Consider the following 19,332-nt stretch of genomic DNA (forward strand, 5'->3'; position numbering starts at 1 on the left):
CTGCTGGGCGCGCGCCTGGCCGCGGCGCTGGCCCATGCGCACCTGCTGGCCTACCACCCGCGCGACGCCAGCGCCGGGGCCCTGCAGGCGCTGCAACAGGCGGGCTGGAGCGAGACGGACATCGTCATCGTGTCCCAGCTGGCGTCCTTCCTGTCCTTCCAGATCCGCGTGGTCGCGGGGTTGCGCGTGCTGACTGCACGCCCCGCGTCCCCGGCAGCCCATCAACCCACCCTGCAAGCCCAGCCATGACCTCAACGAACTCCGCCGCTCCCCAGGTCTTCACTCAGGAACAGCTCGACTGGCTGCCATGGATTGAGCCGCTGGACGAAAGCGAGCTGACCGAACGCCACCATGCAGGCCTGGTCGATGCCTCACGCGCGCAGTCCCCCTACTTCCGCCTGCTGGCGCGCGACCCCGACACGCTGGGCGCACGCACGCGCACCGACAAGGACATCTTCTACAACCCCGACGCCGGCCTGCCGCGTGCCGAGCGGGAGCTGGCGGCCGCTGCCACTTCGCGCGCCAATGGCTGCATCTACTGCGCCTCGGTCCATGCGCGCTTTGCCACGCACTTCTCGCGCCGGGGCGGCGACGTGCAGCGCCTGCTCGACGAGGGTCCGGGCACGGACCTGGGACCGCGCTGGAACGCCATCGTCACGGCGGCCGTGGCGCTGACCCAGACGCCGCCTGCGCTGGAGCCCGCCCACATCGATGCGCTGCGCGCCGCCGGCCTGGACGATGCCGCCATCTCCGATGTGCTGCACGGCACGGCCTTCTTCAACTGGGCCAACCGGCTCATGCTGTCGCTGGGCGAGCCACGGACCACCGCATGAGGGCGGCCGCCCTCACCACAGGCCCAGCAGCTTCCACCAGACACTGCCGACCACGGCAAAGACCAGCAGCTCGATCACGCACATGGCCGCGCCCACGCGCCACCAGTTGCCCAGCGTGACGTAGCCGCTGCCGAAGATGATGGGCGAAGTGCCGGTGGCGTAGTGGGTCAGCGTCATCATGATGGCCGAGCCGGCCGTCATCATCAGCATGAAGGGCACGACATAGTCGGCAGGAATCAGCTGGGCGCCCACGGTCAGGAAGGCCAGCATCATGGCGCTGATGTGGGCCGTGGTGCTGGCGAACAGGTAGTGCGAGAACACGAACACGCCCACCAGGATGGCCGCCACCGGCAGCCAGTCCAGGCCGCTGGCGACGATGGCGTTCTTCATGCCCACGGCAAACCAGGACACCACGCCCAGCTTGTTGAGCTGCTCGGCCAGCATGACCAGGGCGCCGAACCACACCAGCGTGTCCCAGGCGCTTTTCTCGGACAGCACGTCATCCCAGTCGATGGTGCCCGTGATGATCAGCACGAACAGGCCCAGGAAGGCGACCACCGTCGGGTCCAGCGTGAAGGCAGGCCCGAACAGCATCTGCGGCACGTTGGCCCACAGCAGCAGCATCAGGCCGAAGGTGCTCAGCATCACGCGCTCCTTGCCCGACAGCGGCCCCATGCGTGCCATCTCGCTGCGCGCGTACTCCACGGCATTGGGCGTGGCCTTGAGTTCGGGAGGCGACAGAAGGTAGATCACCAGCGGCATCAGCAGCAGGCACAGCAGGCCCGGCAGCAGCATGTACAGCGCCCAGGTGGTCCAGCTCAGGTGCAGGGCCTGGCCCGTGGCCTTGGCCACGAAGTCCACCACCAGCGGATTGGGCGCCGTGGCGGTCAGGAACATGGCCGAGGTGATGGGATTGGCGTGGTAGTTGACCAGGGCCAGATAGGTGCCCACCTTGCCCTGCGTACCCTTGGCCGGGTCCGACTCGAAGGCATTGGCGATGGACTTCATGATGGGGTGCACGATACCGCCGCCGCGCGCCGTGTTGCTGGGCGTGAACGGTGCCAGCACCAGCTCGCAGATCGCCAGGCCGTAGCCGATGCCGATGGTCCGCTTGCCCAGCAGCGCGATGAACATCAGTCCGATGCGGTTGCCCAGCCCCGTCTTCTTGAGGCCGCGCGAGATCAGGATGGCCACCACGATCAGCCAGATCAGCGGGCTGGAAAAGCTGCTCAGCGCATCGGTGACTGCGCCCTTGGACGAGCCAGACGTGACCTGGGACAGCGAGACGATCACGATGGCCATCAAGGCCATCACGCCAATGGGCATGACCTTGAGGATGATGGCCACGATGGTGGTCAGGAAAATGGCCACCAGCTGCCAGGCCTTGGGCGTCAGCCCCTCGGGCACGGGCACCAGCAGCAGCCCGAACAGCACGGCGGTGGCGATCAGCGCCGGCACCAGCCGGAACGGCACGGCCGACTTGAAGTAGCGGAACAGCGAGGCAATCTTCTCGAGCATGTGGATCCTTTGCGTTGCCGGAGCGGCGCCGAGAGAGCATGGCCTGCCGGGAGCAAAAGCCCACCAGCCTGCACGGGCACTGGCGGCCGCGCCGCATGACTGACATCATGATGCAGTGCAGCATGAGCCCGGCTTCCAGCGGGCGCCTGCGCCACCGAAGTTTGACAGGCATCAAGGCCGGGCCAGTAAACCTGGCGACCCAGGCCACCGAGCCCCGCTCACATGACAGCATCCCCAGACCGGGTGCCTTTCGCCCCGGTGTACCCATGCAGTGAAAAAAGGAGAAAAGCCGACATGCCAGCCAACCGATTCTTGCCCGAGGAATGGGAATGCCGGCTCCAGGAGATCGACCTGGAGATCGCCCGCCACGCCGTCATCTGCAAGATCCCGCTGCTGCAGGCCGGCGTGGTGGAGCGCGTGCTGGCCGATGACGCCAGCGTCTGCGGCGGCGACCACGAGGCCGCTTTCAAGACCCTGCGCGGCCTCTTGTACATGCATTACACCGAGCTGCTGCACATCAGCGAGGTGCTCAGCCCCGATGCCGCCCAGGAAATCGCCCACCGCGTGCGCCTGCGGCTGGGCCAGCGCATCGGCAACCAGCTGGGCGGCTGATGCCGGGCTGTCTGCCTGGCCTTTGCCCTGGCGCGAGGGCATGAAAAAAGGGCTACGACAACTGTCGTAGCCTTTTTCAATTTGGTTGCGCGAGAAGGATTTGAACCTCCGACCTTTGGGTTATGAGCCCAACGAGCTACCAGACTGCTCCATCGCGCGGTATTCCAAAATTATAGCAGATTATTCAGCTGCCTTGGCTTCGGCGGCGCCTTCTTCAGCGCGCTCGACCAGTTCCACGAAGGCCATGGGGGCGTTGTCGCCCACGCGGAAGCCCATCTTCAGGATACGGGTGTAGCCACCAGGACGCTTTGCGAAGCGGGGGCCCAGCTCGTTGAAGAGCTTGGTCACGCTGTCGCGGTCGCGCAGGCGGTCGAATGCCAGGCGGCGGTTGGCAACGGTGTCGACCTTGGCCAGGGTGATCATGGGCTCGATCACGCGGCGCAGTTCCTTGGCCTTGGGAACGGTGGTCTTGATGGCTTCGTGCTCGATGAGCGAATTCATCATGTTCTTCAGCATCGCCAGGCGGTGCGAAGAGGTGCGATTGAGTTTGCGGAGGCCGTGACCGTGACGCATGGTGCTTTATTCCTAAAATATGTAATTAGGGCTTGCGCAAACAAGGATGCAAGCCTGGACCCGTTACCGGATCTGCAGCTTGCCTCAACCGAATTTGCGCAAGTTGTTGATTAATTCGGGCAGCCGTATCAGGTACTGCCCGAGGCACTGAGGCTCTCCAAAAAGGAGAGCCCGCAATTATAGTGCTTAGCGCTTTTCCAGGCCAGCAGGCGGCCAGTTCTCCAGCTTCATGCCCAGCGTCAGACCGCGGGAAGCCAGGACTTCCTTGATCTCGTTTAGCGACTTGCGACCCAGGTTGGGGGTCTTGAGCAGCTCGTTTTCGGTACGCTGGATCAGGTCGCCGATGTAGTAGATGTTCTCTGCCTTGAGGCAGTTGGCCGAACGCACGGTGAGTTCCAGCTCGTCCACGGGACGCAGCAAGATGGGATCAAAGGCGGTTGCGGCACCACGGCCACCGGCCGGAGCATCGAAGACGCTGGCGATATCGCCGCCGTCCAGCTGAGCGAACACGGCGAGCTGTTCCACCAGGATCTTGGCGGAGGCGCGCACGGCGTCCTCGGCAGTGATCGCACCATTGGTTTCGATCTCCACCACCAGCTTGTCGAGGTCGGTGCGTTGTTCAACGCGGGCCGATTCGACGGCGTAGCTCACGCGCTTGACGGGCGAGAACGAAGCGTCCAGCACAATGCGGCCGATCGACTTCGTGGACTCGTCGCCATAGCGGCGCACATTGCCGGGCACATAGCCGCGGCCCTTCTCGACCTTGATCTGCATGTCCAGCTTGCCGCCTTGCGACAGGTTGGCGATGACATGATCAGGGTTGATGATTTCCACGTCGTGGGGCGTCTGGATGTCGCGCGCCGTCACGACGCCTTCGCCATCCTTGCGCAGGGAGAGCGTGACCTCGTCGCGGTTGTGCAGCTTGAACACCACACCCTTGAGGTTCAGCAGGATGTTGACCACATCTTCCTGGACACCGTCAATGGACGAGTACTCGTGCAACACACCAGCAATCGTCACTTCCGTCGCTGCGTAACCCACCATGGACGAGAGCAGGACACGGCGCAGGGCATTGCCCAGCGTATGGCCGTAGCCACGCTCAAACGGCTCCAGAACAACTTTGGCGCGATTGTGGCCAAGCTGCTCGACATTGATCGTCTTGGGCTTCAGCAAATTGGTTTGCATGCAGACTTCCTCTCAATACCCCCGGCTCGTTACACCGGTAAGGCTGGTGAAGCACCCCAGCGCGATGCCTCGCGGCTGGGGGACGGTTTTACAGAAATGTCGCTGCGCGGAATTAACGCGAGTACAACTCAACGATCAGGGATTCGTTGATGTCTGCACCGAACTCGTCGCGGTCAGGCGACTTCTTGAACGTGCCTTCAGCCTTGTCGGCCGACACTTCCACCCATGCGGGGAAACCGACTTGACCAGCCAGTTGCAGGGCTTCGACGATGCGGGCCTGCTTCTTGGACTTTTCACGTACCGCGACCACGTCACCCACCTTCACCATGTAGGAAGGGATGTTGACGGATTGGCCGTTGACCGTGATGGCCTTGTGCGACACCAGCTGACGCGCTTCCGAGCGGGTCGAGCCGAAGCCCATGCGGTACACCACGTTGTCCAGACGCGACTCCAGCAGCGACAGCAGATTGGCACCGGTGTTGCCCTTCTTCTTGTCGGCGGCTTCGAAGTAGCGGCGGAATTGCTTTTCCAGCACGCCGTACATGCGCTTGACCTTCTGCTTTTCACGCAGCTGCAGGCCGAAGTCGGAAGTACGCTGACCGGAAGTGCGGCCGTGCTGACCGGGCTTGGTGTCGAACTTGGACTTGTCGGCGATCGAGCGACGTGCGCTCTTCAGGAACAGGTCAGTGCCTTCACGGCGGGAGAGTTTGGCCTTGGGGCCGATATAGCGTGCCACTTGATTTCCTTTGTGTCATCTGCCGTGCACAAGCACGGGAGCCGCCCGCGATGTTACACATCTGGGCGGCGGTGGGCTTGGTGAAAAAGCTTAGATACGACGGCGCTTTTGAGGGCGGCAGCCGTTGTGGGGAACCGGCGTCACGTCCGCGATGGAAGTGATGCGGATGCCCAGGGCGCCCAGGGCGCGAACCGAGGATTCACGGCCGGGACCGGGACCCTTGATTTCGACGTCCAGGTTCTTGATGCCCTGTTCGATGGCAGCACGACCAGCCACTTCCGAAGCCACCTGGGCAGCGAAGGGAGTCGACTTGCGCGAACCCTTGAAGCCCTGGCCACCCGACGAGGCCCACGACAGAGCGTTGCCTTGGCGGTCGGTGATGGTGATGATCGTGTTGTTGAACGAAGCGTGCACGTGGGCAATGCCGTCCGAAATGTTCTTACGGACTTTCTTGCGAACGCGCTGTGCAGCGTTGTTTGCGGGAGACTTAGCCATAGTGATCTTTCAATCTCTTTATTTCTTCAAAGCCGCGGCACCCTTGCGCGGACCCTTGCGGGTACGTGCATTCGTGCGGGTACGCTGACCACGCATGGGCAGGCCACGACGATGACGGAAACCGCGATAGCAACCGATGTCCATCAAACGCTTGATGTTCATCGTTGTTTCGCGACGCAGATCACCTTCCAGCGTCAGGGAAGTCAGCTGATCGCGGATCTTTTCCAGATCGCCGTCAGTCAGTTCCTTGATTTTCTTGGAATATGCGATGCCAGCGGCTTCGCAGATCTTGCGTGCAGTGGTGCGACCGATCCCATAGATAGCGGTCAGGCCGATTTCAGCGTGCTGATGCGGCGGGATGTTAATGCCAGCGATACGTGCCATTATTCGTCCTCAAACTTTCCTATCAACCCTGGCGCTGCTTGTGGCGCTGGTCCGTGCAGATCACTCGCACCACACCCTTGCGGCGGATGATCTTGCAGTTACGGCAGATTTTTTTGACCGAAGCCGAAACTCTCATTTCATTCTCCTAAAACTCTACATCCGTTACGGCCTATCGACCGGGAAACATGCCCGCGATGGATAGATCGAATGGGCGTCTACTAACTCTTACTGGACCCGCCGGCACCGCCGGCCAGGCCCATCACTTAGTTCAATTGCCAAGTGTCGCTTTGAAGTTCGCCTTTTTGAGGAGCGATTCGTACTGTTGCGACATCATGTAGTTCTGCACCTGGGCCATGAAGTCCATGGTCACCACCACAATAATCAGCAGTGATGTACCACCGAAGTAGAACGGGACGTTGTACTTCAGGATCAGGAACTCGGGCAACAAGCACACGAATGTGATGTACACCGCACCAGCCAGGGTCAGGCGAACCAGGATCTTGTCAATGTAGCGGGCCGTCTGGTCACCGGGACGGATCCCGGGGATGAAGGCACCACTCTTCTTCAGGTTGTCGGCGGTTTCCCGGCTGTTGAACACCAGGGCCGTGTAGAAGAAGCAGAAGAAGATGATGGCGGTGGCGTAGAGCATCACATAGATCGGCTGACCGGGGGTCAGCGTGCTAGCAATGTCCTTCAGCCAGCGCATGGATTCCCCTGCACTGAACCAGTTCACAACGGTCGCCGGCAGCAAGATGATCGAGGAAGCGAAGATGGGAGGAATGACCCCCGCCATGTTCAGCTTCAGCGGCAAGTGCGAAGACTGACCGCCATACACCTTGTTACCCACCTGACGACGCGCATAGTTCACCAGGATCTTGCGCTGTCCCCGCTCGACAAACACGACGAAGTACGTCACGGCTGCCACCACGAGAACGATGAAGATCGCGGCCAGGATGCTCATGGCACCGGTGCGCACCAGCTCCAGCAGACCACCGATGGAGCTCGGCAGACCTGCGGCGATACCTCCAAAGATGAGGATCGAGATGCCGTTGCCCAGACCACGTTCCGTGATCTGTTCACCGAGCCACATCAGGAACATGGTGCCGGCCGTCAGGCTGACCACCGCCGTGAGGCGGAAGCCGAAACCGGGGCTCAGAACCAGACCTGCGGAGCTTTCCAGAGCCACGGCAATTCCCAGGGACTGAAAAATCGCCAGGCCCAGAGTGCCATAGCGGGTGTACTGGGTGATCTTGCGACGACCCGATTCACCTTCCTTTTTCAGCTGCTCGAATGTAGGGACCACATAGGTCATGAGCTGCATGATGATCGATGCCGAGATGTACGGCATGATCCCCAGTGCGAACACCGTGAAGCGCGACAGCGCCCCACCCGAGAACATGTTGAACAGATTGAGAATGCCGCCCTGCTGGCCATTGAACAGCTGCTGCAGCTGCGCTGGATCGATGCCCGGCACGGGGATATGAGCCCCGATGCGGTAAACGACCAGCGCGAGCAACAGAAAAACCAGACGGCGGCGAAGATCGCCGAATTTTCCGGTTTTTGCAATTTGAGCTGCGCTAGTAGCCACGGATGTCTTCTTTCAGATCATTAATCAGGCGATGCTGCCGCCGGCAGCTTCGATGGCAGCCTTGGCGCCGGCGGTAGCGCCGATGCCGTTGAGCTTGACAGCCTTGCTGATTTCACCGCTCTTGATGATCTTGACCACCTTTGCGATTTCACCAACCAGACCGGCTTGCTTCAGAGCTGCCAGATCGACTTCGGCCAGGCCCAGCTGTTCCAGAGCGGACAGGGTCACTTCTGCGTTGAACTTCAGCAGATGCGACTTGAAGCCACGCTTGGGCAGACGGCGCTGCAGAGGCATTTGACCGCCTTCGAAGCCCACCTTGTGGTAGCCACCCGAACGCGACTTCTGGCCCTTGTGACCACGGCCGGCAGTCTTGCCCAGGCCGGAGCCGATGCCGCGGCCGACACGGCGCTTGGCATGCTTGGCACCTGCTGCAGGCTTGATGCTATTGAGTTCCATCATCAATCCTTTCAGAGGACTTTGACCAGATAGCTGATCTTGTTGATCATGCCGCGCACAGCAGGCGTGTCCTGCAGTTCGCTGATGCTATTCAGCTTGCGCAGGCCCAGGCCACGGACGGTGGCGCGGTGCGATTCCTTGGTGCCAATGGGGCTGCGCACCAGTTGCACCTTCACGGTTTGTTGCGTTGTCATGTGATTGACTCCGATCAGGCGGTGAAGATGTCTTCAACCGACTTGCCGCGCTTGGCTGCCACTTCCGAAGGGGTCGTGGAGTTCTTCAGAGCGTCAAAAGTCGCGCGGACCATGTTGTAGGGATTCGACGAGCCATGGCTCTTGGCCACGATGTCGGTGATGCCCAGCACTTCGAAGACGGCGCGCATCGGGCCGCCGGCGATGATGCCGGTACCCTTGGGAGCGGGGTTCAGCATCACGGATGCTGCGCCATGCTGACCCATCACGGTGTGATGGATCGAGCCGTTCTTCAGGGACACCTTGATCATGTTGCGACGGGATTCTTCCATCGCCTTTTGCACGGCTGCAGGCACTTCCTTGGACTTGCCCTTGCCCATGCCAACACGGCCATCACCGTCGCCAACCACGGTCAGTGCAGCGAAGCCGAGGATACGACCGCCCTTCACAACCTTGGTGACGCGGTTCACCGCGATCATTTTTTCGCGCAGACCGTCGTCACGACCTTCGTCTTGCACCTTGGGAGAAAACTTTGCCATTTCTATCCGCTCCGCTTAGAACTGCAGGCCGGCTTCACGAGCGGCTTCTGCCAAAGCCTTCACGCGGCCGTGGTATGCGAAACCAGCGCGATCGAAAGCCACTTTCTCCACGCCTGCAGCCTTGGCCTTCTCGGCAATGCGCTTGCCGATCAGCGTAGCGGCAGCCACGTTGCCACCCTTGCCGATGGCGCCCAGTTGGGTGCGCACTTCGGCTTCGGCAGTCGAGGCCGAAGCCAGCACCTTGGTGCCGTCTTCCGACACCACGCTTGCGTAGATGTGGAGGTTCGTACGGTTCACGCTCAGACGTGCCACGCCTTGCTGTGCAATGCGGATGCGGGTCTGGCGGGCACGACGGAGACGCTGCTCTTTCTTGGTCAACATAATGCAGCTCCTTACTTCTTCTTGGTCTCTTTGATCACGACCTTCTCATCCGAGTAACGGATGCCCTTGCCCTTGTAGGGCTCGGGAGGACGAACGGCACGGATCTCAGCAGCCAGTTGGCCAACGGCCTGGCGGTCAGCACCCTTGACCACGATTTCCGTGGGCGTGGGGGTGGCAACAGTGATGCCGGCCGGCATTTCGAAGTTCACCGGGTGCGAATAGCCGATCGCGAGGTTCAGCTTGGCGCCAGAGGCCGAAGCCTTGAAGCCCACGCCGACCAGCGACAGCTTCTTCTCGAAGCCCTTGCTCACGCCCACCACCATGTTGTTCACCAGCTGACGCATGGTGCCGCTCATGGCGTTGGCTTCGCGCGAGTCGTTGACGGGCTCGAAAGACAGCTTGCCTTCGTTGTTGGAGATCTTCACCAGAACGTTCTGGGCCAGCGACAGCGTGCCGCCGGTGCCCTTCACATTGATCTGGTCAGCCTTGATGGACACATCCACGCCTGCGGGGATGGCCACGGGAGTCTTTGCTACGCGAGACATTTCAGTATTTCTCCTTAATGTCCGTTAGGCCACGTAGCACAGCACTTCGCCGCCCACGCCGGTGGCGCGTGCCTTGCGATCCGTCATCACGCCCTTGGGAGTGGTGACGATGGCCACGCCCAGACCGTTCATGACCTGGGGGATTGCGTCGCGGCCCTTGTACACGCGCAGGCCGGGACGGCTCACGCGCTCGATGCGCTCGATCACCGGACGGCCGGCGTAGTACTTCAGGGTAATTTCGAGTTCGGACTTGCCAGCGTCGGTCTTCACTTGGAAGCCGTCGATGTAGCCTTCATCCTTCAGCACCTGGGCGATGGCAACCTTGACCTTGGAGGAAGGAGCCGTCACGGTGGTCTTGGAGACCATTTGTGCATTGCGGATGCGGGTCAGCAAGTCAGCGATGGGATCACTCATGCTCATGTTTAATCTCTCCTGCTTGCTTACCAGCTGGCCTTGGTGACACCGGGGATGTCGCCAGCGAAGGCCAGTTCACGGATCTTGGCGCGGCCCAGACCGAATTGACGGAAGGTGCCACGGGGACGACCCGTGATCTCGCAGCGGTTGCGCTGGCGAGTGGGGTTCGCGTTACGGGGCAGCTTCTGCAGGCCCAGGCGAGCGGCGTCGCGCTCTTCGTCGCTGCGCTTTGCGTCAGCGGCGATTGCCTTCAGTTCTGCGTACTTGGCAGCGTACTTGGCCGCCAGCTTTTCGCGCTTGAGTTCGCGCTGAATCAATGCAACTTTAGCCATGCGCCACCTCAGTTCTTGAAGGGGAAACGGAAAGCGGCGAGCAGTGCCTTGCACTCGTCGTCGGTCTTTGCCGTAGTCGTGATGCTGATGTTCAGACCACGCAGAGCGTCCACCTTGTCGTACTCGATTTCGGGGAAGATGATCTGTTCCTTGACGCCGACGTTGTAGTTGCCGCGACCGTCGAACGAACGGCCGGAGATACCACGGAAGTCACGCACGCGGGGCAGAGCCACGGTGACGAAACGATCCAGGAATTCATACATCTGAACGCCACGCAGGGTCACCATGCAGCCGATGGCCTGGCCTTCGCGGATCTTGAAGCCGGCGATAGCCTTCTTGGCCTTGGTCACCACGGGCTTCTGACCAGCAATCTTGGTCAGGTCGGCCACGGCGTTGTCCATCACCTTCTTGTCGGCCACGGCTTCGCTCACACCCATGTTCAGGGTGATCTTGGTCAGGCGGGGCACTTCCATGGTGGAGGTGTAGCCGAACTTTTCCTTCAGTTCAGCCGCGATCTTTTCGCGATACAGTTTTTGCAGTCGTGCCATGTGTTACCCCTTAGGCCGCCTTGATTTCGGCGCCGTTGGACTTGAACACGCGAACGCGCGTGCCGTCGGCTTGCACCTTGATGCCCACGCGATCGGCCTTGCCGGTCGCTGCATTGAAGATGGCCACGTTGGATTGGTGGATAGGCATGGCCTTTTCCACGATGCCGCCGGTGGTGCCCTTCATGGGGTTCGGCTTGACGTGCTTCTTCACCAGGTTGATGCCGTCGATCAGCAGGTGGGAGTCGTCCTTGCGAGCCGAGACCACGCCTTGCTTGCCCTTGTCACGGCCGGTCAGCACGATGACTTGGTCGCCCTTGCGAATCTTGTTCATGGTGCTTCCTTTAGAGAACTTCAGGTGCCAGGGACACGATCTTCATGAACTTTTCGTTGCGCAGTTCACGAGTCACGGGGCCAAAGATGCGGGTGCCGATAGGCTCCAGCTTGGCGTTCAGCAGCACGGCGGCATTGCCGTCGAACTTGACGAGCGAGCCATCAGCGCGGCGAATACCCTTCGCCGTGCGCACCACGACCGCGCTGTAGACCTCGCCTTTTTTGACGCGTCCACGCGGTGCAGCTTCCTTGATGCTCACCTTGATGATGTCACCAACACTCGCATAGCGACGATGAGAACCGCCCAGCACCTTGATGCACTGAACAGACTTCGCGCCGGTGTTGTCGGCAACCTCTAACCGAGATTCTGTTTGGATCATTTCAATATTCCCAACTTGCTCCAGCAAACACCCGACAGCCCCAGAGTCTTCTCAAGGGCCGCGAGCAGCCAGTCAGTCTTGGGCCCGTCGTCCACGCCGAAAACCATTTCTCGGCGCTTCCACTGGGCAGATAACTTCACGATTTTCACGTGAAGCATGGGATTGTCCCAGAAATTCCTTTGCGCGTCAAACCCTTAGCGACTTTTCCCGCCCCTGCCCGGCAGCGTTGCGCAACGCCCACAAGGGCGCCGGCAACCGAGGGGCCGCCCGGGCCTCCCGATCGGCCCATGCCACCGGAGACGCCCATAAAAAAGCCGAGCCACGCGGGCTCGGCAAAGGGTGGCAGACTCAACGCAATTGTTGGCTGCGGACGGACCGCGCCGACGACGGCACAGACCGCGCAGCGGCTTTGGGGCCACCGCGTCGGGCTTGGGCGCGGCCCTTGCCCTGCGGAAAACGCACTTTCAAGCGCTTTCTTTCTTGCTTCCCTCCCTCGTCAGCCTTGTGCTGGCTGCTGTTCACTGGCACTAAAGCTGGGCGCCATGAACCGCATTCTCATTCATAAAACCAATCGAGTAAACATATTCATCAATTTTGACAATCACGCGTGGCGCAAGCGTCTTACGCAGAAAGCACAACGCCCTGCGTTGCAGGGCGTTGTGCATGGAGATGGACAGGATCAGGCAGGCAGGTACTGCGCCGCCAGCGGCATGAAGTCCGCCAGGCCGGCGTCGTGTCCCAGCTCCTCCTGGAGGATGGCCGCCACGCGCGGGGCCACTTCGGCGGCCTTGCGCGCGTCGAGGAACAGCAGGCGGCTGCGGCGCGCCAGCACGTCTTCCACGGTGCGCGCGTACTCGAAGCGCGCGGCAAAGCGCACCATGGCTTCGTTCAGGCCGTCGGCCAGCCATTCGTCGTTGCCCGGCAACGCCTGCACCGCCGAGGCTTCCGTGCCGTAGGAATGCAGGCCCTGGATCTGGTTCATGCGGTGGTGCACGGCGGACTCGGCCGGGGCGCCGGCCAGCGGCAGGCGGGCCGTGACACCCCCGGGGCGGTGCGGCAGGCGGCCGATGGCAAAGCATTCGGAGAGCACGTCTTCGGCCATGGCGCGGTAGGTGGTCCACTTGCCGCCCGTGACGGTCACCAGGCCGGTGCGGCTGGACATGACGGTGTGCTCGCGGCTGATCTTCTTGGTGTTTTCGCCATCGTCGTCCTGGGGCTTGACCAGCGGGCGCAGGCCCACCCACATGCTGCGCACGTCGGCCAGCGTGGGCTGGCGCGTGAGGTAGCGGCCTGCCTCGGTGAGGATGAAGTCCAGTTCTTCGGGGAAAGGCAGGGGTTCGCGCGCCAGGTCGTTGCGCGGCGTGTCGGTGGTGCCCAGGATGACCTTGCCCAGCCAGGGCACGGCAAAGAGCACGCGGCCATCGGCCGTCTTGGGCACGAGCAGGGCATGGTCGCTGGGCAGGAAGTCGCGGTCCACGACCACGTGCACGCCCTGGCTGGGCGCGACCATGGGCTTGACGGGACGGCCCTGGGCCTCGGCGTCCTGCTGGCGAAACAGGTCCACCCAGGGGCCGGTGGCGTTGACCACGCACTTGGCGCGCAGCGTGAAGCGCTGGCCGGATTCCGAGTCTTCGCAGATCAGGCCGGCGACCTTGCCGCCTTCGTGCAGCAGTTCACGTGCGGGGCAGTAGTTGACCAGCAGCGCGCCCTTGGCAGCGGCCGTGCGGGCCAGCGCCAGCGCCAGGCGGGCATCGTCGAACTGGCCGTCCCAGTATTTGACGCCGCCCTTGAGGCCCTGCTGCCGCACGGTGGGCAGGCACTTCACGGTGCTGGAGCGCGAGAGGAATTCCGTGGCGCCCAGGCCTGCCTTGCCGGCCAGCGCGTCATACATCTTGAGGCCGATGCCGTAGAACGGCGTGTCCAGCAGCTTGTAGGACGGCATGACGAAGGCCAGCGGCTGCGCCAGGTGGGGCGCGTTGTGCAGCAGCGTGGTGCGCTCATGCAGCGCTTCCCGCACCAGGGCGATGTTGCCCTGCGCCAGGTAGCGCACGCCGCCATGGACCAGCTTGGTGGCACGCGAGGACGTGCCCTTGGCGAAGTCATGCGACTCCACCAGCACGACCTTGAACCCACGCGCCGCCGCGTCCAGGGCCACGCCCAGGCCGGTGGCACCGCCGCCGATGATGGCCAGATCGTAGGTTTCAGGCTGGGCCAGGCGTTCCAGCAGGGCGGCGCGGCCGGTGGGCAGAGGGGAAGCAGCGAGGGACATGGATCTTCGACGAAGGAATGTGGGGCAAGTTAACAGGGCGCCATGTAGCCGCCATGTCAGCACCCGGGACGCCACGCCTGCGCCCAATGCGAAGGGGACGGAATCGGGTTTTCCGCTATTTTCGCTCGTTTTTGTATTTTTTTCTTCGCTATCTTTCGTTTTGTGTTTTTGGCGACCCAGGACGCCCAACGATGGACTGTGATGCCAGCGCAGGGTATTGCGCCCAAAGCCGACGCGGCCCAACTCAGGGACGCCGAGCAAGAGCCGCCTCGCGGCGAGGGCGTCGCCGGCTGCCCGGACGCCCCCCTCCCGCGAAGCGAGAGAGGGCGCCGTGCATACGGGGGAAGGCGCGCAAGCGCCTCAGGGGGTGCTAACGCACCTTGCCGTTTTTCCAGGCATTGAGCAGCGTGTCATACGCAATCGTCTCGCCCTTGGGCTTTTCATTGGCCAGCTTCTTCCACGGCGCCTGCTTGTCGCTGAGCCACTTGGCCGGGTCGCCCTTGGGGTTGAGCTTGGGCGCGCAGTGCGCCATGCCTGCGCGCTGCAGGCGGGCCATGACCTGGTCCATTTCCTCGGCCAGGTTGTCCATGGCGTCCTGGGGCGTCTTCTCGCCGGTGACAGCCTGGGCCACGTTCTTCCACCACAGCTGGGCCAGCTTGGGATAGTCGGGCACGTTGTTGCCGGTGGGCGTCCAGGCCACGCGGGCGGGGCTGCGGTAGAACTCGACCAGGCCGCCGAGCTTGGGCGCCATGTCGGTCATGGCCTTGGAGCGGATGTCGCTTTCGCGGATGGGCGTCAGGCCGACGATGGTCTTCTTGAGGCTGGTGGTCTTGGCGGTGACGAACTGCGCGTAGAGCCAGGCGGCGGCCGTGCGGTTGGCGTCATGGTCCTTGAAGAAGGTCCAGCTGCCCACGTCCTGGTAGCCGTTTTGCATGCCGTCCTTCCAGTACGGGCCGTTGGGGCCGGGCGCCATGCGCCATTTGGGCGTGCCGTCGGCATTGACCACGGGCAGGCCGGGCTTGGTCATGTCGGCCGTGAAGGCGGTGTACCAGAAGATCTGCTGCGCGATATGGCCCTGGGCCGGCACGGGGCCGGACTCGCCGAAGGTCATGCCCATGGCTTCCTTAGGCGCGTACTTCTTCATCCAGTCCACGTACTTGGTGAGCGCGAACACGGCGGCCGGCGAGTTGGTGGCGCCCCCGCGCGAGACCGAGGCGCCCACGGGCGTGCACTTGTCGTCGGCCACGCGGATGCCCCATTCATCGACGGGCATGCCGTTGGGAATGCCCTTGTCGGCCGCGCCGGCCATGGACAGCCAGGCATCGGTGAAGCGCCAGCCCAGCGAGGGGTCCTTCTTGCCGTAGTCCATGTGGCCGTAGACAGGCTTGCCGTCGATCTGCTTGACGTCGTTGGTGAAGAACTCGGCGATGTCCTCGTAGGCGCTCCAGTTCAGCGGCACGCCCAGCTCGTAGCCGTACTTGGCCTTGAACTTGTCCTTGAGGTCCTTGCGCTCGAAGAGGTCGGCGCGGAACCAGTAGAGGTTGGCGAACTGCTGGTCGGGCAGCTGGTAGAGCTTGCCGTCGGGCGCGGTGGTGAAGCTGGTGCCGATGAAGTCCTTGATGTCCAGGCCCGGATTGGTGAAGTCCTTGCCGGCGCCGGCCATGTAGTCGGTCAGGCTCATGATGCGACCGTAGCGGTAGTGCGTGCCGATCAGGTCGGAGTCGGAGATCCAGCCGTCATAGATGGACTTGCCCGACTGCATCGAGGTCTGCAGCTTCTCGACCACGTCGCCTTCCTGGATCAGGTCGTGCTTGACGGTGATGCCCGTGATCTCGGTGAAGGCCTTGGCCAGCGTCTTGCTCTCGTACTCGTGCGTGGTGATGGTCTCGGAGACCACGGCGATCTCCTTGACGCCCTTGGCCTGCAGCTTCTTGGCCGCCTCGATGAACCACTTCATCTCGGCCATCTGCTGGTCCTTGGACAGCGTGCTGGGCTGGAACTCCGCGTCGATCCACTTCTTGGCTTCCGCCTCTCCGGCCCAGGCCGCCTGCCCCGCCGCCAGCAGGGCCGCCGCGAGGGCGATGGTGTGAAGTCGTTGTTTCATCTGCCGTCTCCTAGATTCTTGCTGTCTCCCCGACATGCACATGCACCAGCGGGCCCCGGGGGAGCTTCGGACCCGGCTGTCGATAAATGGAATGAAGTGATCAGCCTTTGCGCATCACGACGGCCAGCACGAGCATGGACAGCACGAAACTGATCCACACCGAAGGCTCGGCCTCCAGCGAGAACCACTGCGCCATCTTCTCGCCCAGACCCACCCAGGCCAGATTGACATAGGCCGCCAGCAGCAGCCCGATGAACAGCCGGTCCCCGCGCGTCGTCGCCATCGGCAGCCAGCCCTTGCGCATCACGGTCGGGCTGCGCAACTCCCACAGCGTCATGCCCACCAGCATCAGCACGATGCAACTGAAGAACACCGCCACCGGCAGCGTCCAGGCCATCCAGGAAAACATTGACGAGTCCTTTCAGAAACAAAAACCACTGCCCGTCGAAACTGGCGCGACCCCAAGCGAGGGACAGCAAGCAAGGGCCGCCCCGCCGCGAGGCTATCGTCCCCCTCCCCCGCGAAGCGGGTAGAGAGGCGCCGTGCCACGGGGGGAAGGCGCGCAAGCGCCTCAGGGGGGGCCTCACACCCTCCCCATGGCGAACCCCTTGGCGATGTAGTGCCGCACGAACCAGATCACGATGGCGCCCGGCACGATGGTCAGCACGCCCGCCGCCGCCAGCGTCGCCCAGTCCATGCCCGAGGCCGAGACGGTGCGCGTCATGGTCGCCACGATGGGCTTGGCGTTCACGCTGGTCAGCGTGCGCGCCAGCAGCAGTTCCACCCAGCTGAACATGAAGCAGAAGAAGGCCGCCACGCCCACGCCGGCCTTGATCAGCGGCAGGAAGATGGTGAGGAAAAAGCGCGGGAAGGAGTAGCCGTCGATATAGGCCGTCTCGTCGATCTCGCGCGGAATGCCGCTCATGAAACCCTCCAGGATCCAGACGGCCAGCGGCACGTTGAACAGCAGGTGGGCCAGGGCCACGGCGATGTGCGTGTCCATCAGGCCCACCGTGGTGTAGAGCTGGAAGAAGGGCAGCAGGAAGACGGCCGGCGGCGTCATGCGGTTGGTCAGCAGCCAGAAGAACACATGCTTGTCGCCCAGGAACTGGTAGCGCGAGAACGCATAGGCCGCCGGCAGCGCCACCGTCAGCGAGATCACGGTGTTGATGGCCACGTAGATCAGGCTGTTGATGTAGCCCGAGTACCAGGAGGCGTCGGTGAAGATGGTTTGGTAGTTGGCCCAGGTGAAATGCTGGGGCCACAGCGAGAAGCTCGACAGGATCTCCTCGTTGGTCTTGAAGCTCATGTTGACCATCCAGTAGATGGGCAGCACGGCGAACAGCAGGTAGGCGACGAGGAACAGCGTGCGCTTGTGGAAACGGCGGTCTTCAGTCATGTCCAGCCTCCCGCAGGGCCACCCCAAGGCAGGCCGAGCCCCCTCGGGGGGCAGTGAACGAAGGGAGCGTGGGGGTCATTCTCTTGCCCCTTCCTTGTCTGCCGTGCCCACGCGCTGCATCCAGTTGTAGAGGATGAAGCACAGCAGCAGGATGATGAGGAAATAGATCAGCGAGAAGGCCGCCGCCGGCCCGAGGTCGAACTGGCCCACGGCCTTTTGCGTCAGGTACTGCGACAGGAAGGTGGTCGCATTGCCGGGCCCGCCGCCCGTGAGCACGAAGGGCTCGGTATAGATCATGAAGCTGTCCATGAAGCGCAGCAGCACGGCGATCATCAGCACGCCGCGCATCTTGGGCAGCTGGATGTAGCGGAACACCGCGAACTTGCTGGCGCCGTCGATGCGCGCGGCCTGGTAGTAGGCGTCGGGAATGGAGCGCAGGCCCGCGTAGCACAGCAGGGCCACCAGCGGCGTCCAGTGCCAGACATCCATGACCAGCACGGTGAGCCAGGCATGGGTGGCATTGCCCGTGTAGTTGTAGTCCACGCCCAGCGTGTTGAGCGCCGCGCCCAGCAGGCCGATGTCGGCGCGGCCGTAGATCTGCCAGATGGTGCCGACCACGTTCCACGGAATCAGCAGCGACAGCGAGACCACGACCAGCACCGCCGAGGCCTTCCAGCCCTGGGCCGGCATGGACAGGGCCAGCGCGATGCCCAGCGGGATCTCCACCAGCAGCACGGCCAGCGAAAAGCCGATCTGGCGCAGCAGGGCCGAGTGCAGTTCCTCGTCGCGCATGACCTGGGCAAACCATTCCGTGCCCACGAACACGCGCCGGTCCGGACTGATGATGTCCTGCACCGAGTAGTTCACCACCGTCATCAGCGGGATGATGGCCGAGAAGGCCACGCAGATGATGACCGGCAGGATCAGCAGCCAGGCCTTCTGGTTGACGGGCTTGATGGTCTGGCTCATGCCTGCAGCTCCTCGTTGACGTAGTAGCAGGTGTGGGGGCCCTGCAATTGCACCCAGACGGTCTGCCCTGCGGCGGGCAGGAAGGCGTCGGCGCCGCAGCGCAGCTTGAGAAGCCGCTCGCCCAGGCGCGCCACCAGCAGCTGGTGCGTGCCCACGTCCTGCACGCGCTCCACCGTGCAGGCCACGGCGCCAGGCGCGTCGGCCGAGGCCAGTGCCAGGTACTCGGGGCGTATGCCCAGGCTCAGGGGCAGGCCGGGCGCCACGCTGGCCAATGCGGCGGGCAGGGACAGGTACTGGCCCTCGGCCAGCAGCCGGCCGCCGTCCTGCTGCAGCGGCACGAAGTTCATGCCCGGCGAGCCGATGAAGTGGCCGACGAAGGCATGGCTTGGCCGCTCGAAGAGCTGGGCCGGCGTGCCCACCTGCACGGCACGGCCACGCGTCATGACCACCACCTGGTCGGCAAAGGTCAGGGCCTCCACCTGGTCGTGCGTCACATAGATCAGCGTGAGCCGCAGCTCGTGGTGGATCTGCTTGAGCTTGCGGCGACGCGG

The 19,332-nt window shown here is 62.9% G+C and carries 28 protein-coding genes, 1 tRNA gene and 1 pseudogene; 3 read left to right on the plus strand and 27 right to left on the minus strand.

The window, feature by feature from the left end:
• Window positions 1–249: pseudogene (locus L995_RS09570) on the plus strand (CMD domain protein); the annotation flags it as partial.
• Window positions 246–833: an alkylhydroperoxidase domain protein gene (locus tag L995_RS09575; RefSeq protein WP_016449182.1), complete on the plus strand. Its 588-nt coding sequence runs from the start codon at window positions 246–248 to the stop codon at window positions 831–833. The pseudogene L995_RS09570 and the gene L995_RS09575, both read left to right, overlap by 4 nt.
• A 12-nt stretch (window positions 834–845) precedes the next feature.
• Here L995_RS09575 and L995_RS09580 read toward each other — a convergent pair whose 3' ends face one another.
• Window positions 846–2,351 (minus strand): DASS family sodium-coupled anion symporter, encoded by a 1,506-nt coding sequence (locus L995_RS09580; protein WP_047471237.1) that lies wholly within the window; start codon window positions 2,349–2,351, stop codon window positions 846–848.
• Window positions 2,352–2,645: 294 nt separating this feature from the next.
• Here L995_RS09580 and L995_RS09585 point away from each other — a divergent pair, with 294 nt between their 5' ends.
• Window positions 2,646–2,963 carry a hypothetical protein gene (locus tag L995_RS09585; protein ID WP_016449180.1) on the plus strand — a complete coding sequence of 106 codons (318 nt, stop codon included), beginning with the start codon at window positions 2,646–2,648 and terminating at the stop codon, window positions 2,961–2,963.
• Between the two features lie 82 nt (window positions 2,964–3,045).
• Here L995_RS09585 and L995_RS09590 read toward each other — a convergent pair.
• The 26 genes from L995_RS09590 to L995_RS09700 form a co-directional block, all read right to left on the minus strand.
• A tRNA-Met gene (locus L995_RS09590) sits at window positions 3,046–3,122 on the minus strand.
• A gap of 21 nt (window positions 3,123–3,143) precedes the next feature.
• Window positions 3,144–3,536, minus strand: a complete 393-nt coding sequence (gene rplQ / locus L995_RS09595; protein WP_012202979.1) for a 50S ribosomal protein L17 — start codon at window positions 3,534–3,536, stop codon at window positions 3,144–3,146.
• 186 nt (window positions 3,537–3,722) lie between these two features.
• On the minus strand, window positions 3,723–4,721 hold the full coding sequence (locus tag L995_RS09600) for a DNA-directed RNA polymerase subunit alpha (protein WP_012202978.1): 999 nt from the start codon (window positions 4,719–4,721) through the stop codon (window positions 3,723–3,725).
• 112 nt (window positions 4,722–4,833) lie between these two features.
• Window positions 4,834–5,457: a 30S ribosomal protein S4 gene (gene rpsD / locus L995_RS09605; protein WP_012202977.1), complete on the minus strand. Its 624-nt coding sequence runs from the start codon at window positions 5,455–5,457 to the stop codon at window positions 4,834–4,836.
• Between the two features lie 90 nt (window positions 5,458–5,547).
• Window positions 5,548–5,952 (minus strand): 30S ribosomal protein S11, encoded by a 405-nt coding sequence (rpsK, locus tag L995_RS09610; protein WP_012202976.1) that lies wholly within the window; start codon window positions 5,950–5,952, stop codon window positions 5,548–5,550.
• A gap of 18 nt (window positions 5,953–5,970) precedes the next feature.
• Window positions 5,971–6,336 carry a 30S ribosomal protein S13 gene (gene rpsM / locus L995_RS09615; RefSeq protein WP_012202975.1) on the minus strand — a complete coding sequence of 122 codons (366 nt, stop codon included), beginning with the start codon at window positions 6,334–6,336 and terminating at the stop codon, window positions 5,971–5,973.
• A gap of 22 nt (window positions 6,337–6,358) precedes the next feature.
• Window positions 6,359–6,472: a 50S ribosomal protein L36 gene (gene rpmJ / locus L995_RS31965; protein ID WP_003050535.1), complete on the minus strand. Its 114-nt coding sequence runs from the start codon at window positions 6,470–6,472 to the stop codon at window positions 6,359–6,361.
• 132 nt (window positions 6,473–6,604) lie between these two features.
• On the minus strand, window positions 6,605–7,924 hold the full coding sequence (gene secY, locus L995_RS09620; protein WP_012202974.1) for a preprotein translocase subunit SecY: 1,320 nt from the start codon (window positions 7,922–7,924) through the stop codon (window positions 6,605–6,607).
• Between the two features lie 24 nt (window positions 7,925–7,948).
• Window positions 7,949–8,380: a 50S ribosomal protein L15 gene (gene rplO / locus L995_RS09625; RefSeq protein ID WP_016449179.1), complete on the minus strand. Its 432-nt coding sequence runs from the start codon at window positions 8,378–8,380 to the stop codon at window positions 7,949–7,951.
• A gap of 11 nt (window positions 8,381–8,391) precedes the next feature.
• On the minus strand, window positions 8,392–8,574 hold the full coding sequence (gene rpmD / locus L995_RS09630) for a 50S ribosomal protein L30 (RefSeq protein WP_012202972.1): 183 nt from the start codon (window positions 8,572–8,574) through the stop codon (window positions 8,392–8,394).
• 14 nt (window positions 8,575–8,588) lie between these two features.
• A complete protein-coding gene (gene rpsE / locus L995_RS09635) occupies window positions 8,589–9,110 on the minus strand; it encodes a 30S ribosomal protein S5 (RefSeq protein WP_016449178.1) in 522 nt (173 codons plus the stop codon).
• Between the two features lie 15 nt (window positions 9,111–9,125).
• Window positions 9,126–9,491, minus strand: a complete 366-nt coding sequence (gene rplR / locus L995_RS09640; RefSeq protein WP_012202970.1) for a 50S ribosomal protein L18 — start codon at window positions 9,489–9,491, stop codon at window positions 9,126–9,128.
• Between the two features lie 11 nt (window positions 9,492–9,502).
• A complete protein-coding gene (rplF, locus tag L995_RS09645) occupies window positions 9,503–10,036 on the minus strand; it encodes a 50S ribosomal protein L6 (protein WP_016449177.1) in 534 nt (177 codons plus the stop codon).
• A gap of 24 nt (window positions 10,037–10,060) precedes the next feature.
• On the minus strand, window positions 10,061–10,456 hold the full coding sequence (rpsH, locus tag L995_RS09650; protein WP_016449176.1) for a 30S ribosomal protein S8: 396 nt from the start codon (window positions 10,454–10,456) through the stop codon (window positions 10,061–10,063).
• A gap of 20 nt (window positions 10,457–10,476) precedes the next feature.
• Window positions 10,477–10,782: a 30S ribosomal protein S14 gene (rpsN, locus tag L995_RS09655; protein ID WP_012202967.1), complete on the minus strand. Its 306-nt coding sequence runs from the start codon at window positions 10,780–10,782 to the stop codon at window positions 10,477–10,479.
• 8 nt (window positions 10,783–10,790) lie between these two features.
• Window positions 10,791–11,330, minus strand: a complete 540-nt coding sequence (rplE, locus tag L995_RS09660) for a 50S ribosomal protein L5 (RefSeq protein ID WP_016449175.1) — start codon at window positions 11,328–11,330, stop codon at window positions 10,791–10,793.
• Window positions 11,331–11,340: 10 nt separating this feature from the next.
• A complete protein-coding gene (gene rplX, locus L995_RS09665) occupies window positions 11,341–11,661 on the minus strand; it encodes a 50S ribosomal protein L24 (RefSeq protein WP_016449174.1) in 321 nt (106 codons plus the stop codon).
• 10 nt (window positions 11,662–11,671) lie between these two features.
• On the minus strand, window positions 11,672–12,040 hold the full coding sequence (gene rplN, locus L995_RS09670; RefSeq protein ID WP_016449173.1) for a 50S ribosomal protein L14: 369 nt from the start codon (window positions 12,038–12,040) through the stop codon (window positions 11,672–11,674).
• Window positions 12,037–12,198 carry a hypothetical protein gene (locus L995_RS33780; protein WP_016449172.1) on the minus strand — a complete coding sequence of 54 codons (162 nt, stop codon included), beginning with the start codon at window positions 12,196–12,198 and terminating at the stop codon, window positions 12,037–12,039. Before L995_RS33780 ends, rplN begins: the two co-directional genes overlap by 4 nt.
• 369 nt (window positions 12,199–12,567) lie before the next feature.
• The gene (locus L995_RS32965) at window positions 12,568–12,705 is read right to left on the minus strand and encodes a hypothetical protein (protein ID WP_156136026.1); all 138 of its coding nucleotides are present in this window, start codon (window positions 12,703–12,705) and stop codon (window positions 12,568–12,570) included.
• Between the two features lie 14 nt (window positions 12,706–12,719).
• Entirely contained in the window at window positions 12,720–14,309 is a 1,590-nt protein-coding gene (locus L995_RS09675) for a glycerol-3-phosphate dehydrogenase/oxidase (protein ID WP_016449171.1), read from the minus strand.
• A 370-nt stretch (window positions 14,310–14,679) separates the two neighbouring features.
• Entirely contained in the window at window positions 14,680–16,413 is a 1,734-nt protein-coding gene (locus L995_RS09680) for an ABC transporter substrate-binding protein (protein ID WP_047471240.1), read from the minus strand.
• 100 nt (window positions 16,414–16,513) lie between these two features.
• Window positions 16,514–16,822 carry a DUF2160 domain-containing protein gene (locus L995_RS09685; protein WP_016449169.1) on the minus strand — a complete coding sequence of 103 codons (309 nt, stop codon included), beginning with the start codon at window positions 16,820–16,822 and terminating at the stop codon, window positions 16,514–16,516.
• A gap of 174 nt (window positions 16,823–16,996) precedes the next feature.
• A complete protein-coding gene (locus L995_RS09690; RefSeq protein WP_013804448.1) occupies window positions 16,997–17,812 on the minus strand; it encodes a carbohydrate ABC transporter permease in 816 nt (271 codons plus the stop codon).
• A 75-nt stretch (window positions 17,813–17,887) separates the two neighbouring features.
• Window positions 17,888–18,781, minus strand: a complete 894-nt coding sequence (locus tag L995_RS09695) for a carbohydrate ABC transporter permease (protein ID WP_047326320.1) — start codon at window positions 18,779–18,781, stop codon at window positions 17,888–17,890.
• The coding region (locus L995_RS09700) for a TOBE domain-containing protein (RefSeq protein ID WP_047471243.1) at window positions 18,778–19,332 on the minus strand (555 nt) is incomplete at its 5' end. The genes L995_RS09695 and L995_RS09700, both read right to left, overlap by 4 nt.

Origin of the sequence: Delftia sp. ZNC0008 (genome assembly GCF_000799035.1) — a bacterium.
In the GTDB taxonomy this organism is placed as follows: domain Bacteria; phylum Pseudomonadota; class Gammaproteobacteria; order Burkholderiales; family Burkholderiaceae_C; genus Comamonas; species Comamonas tsuruhatensis.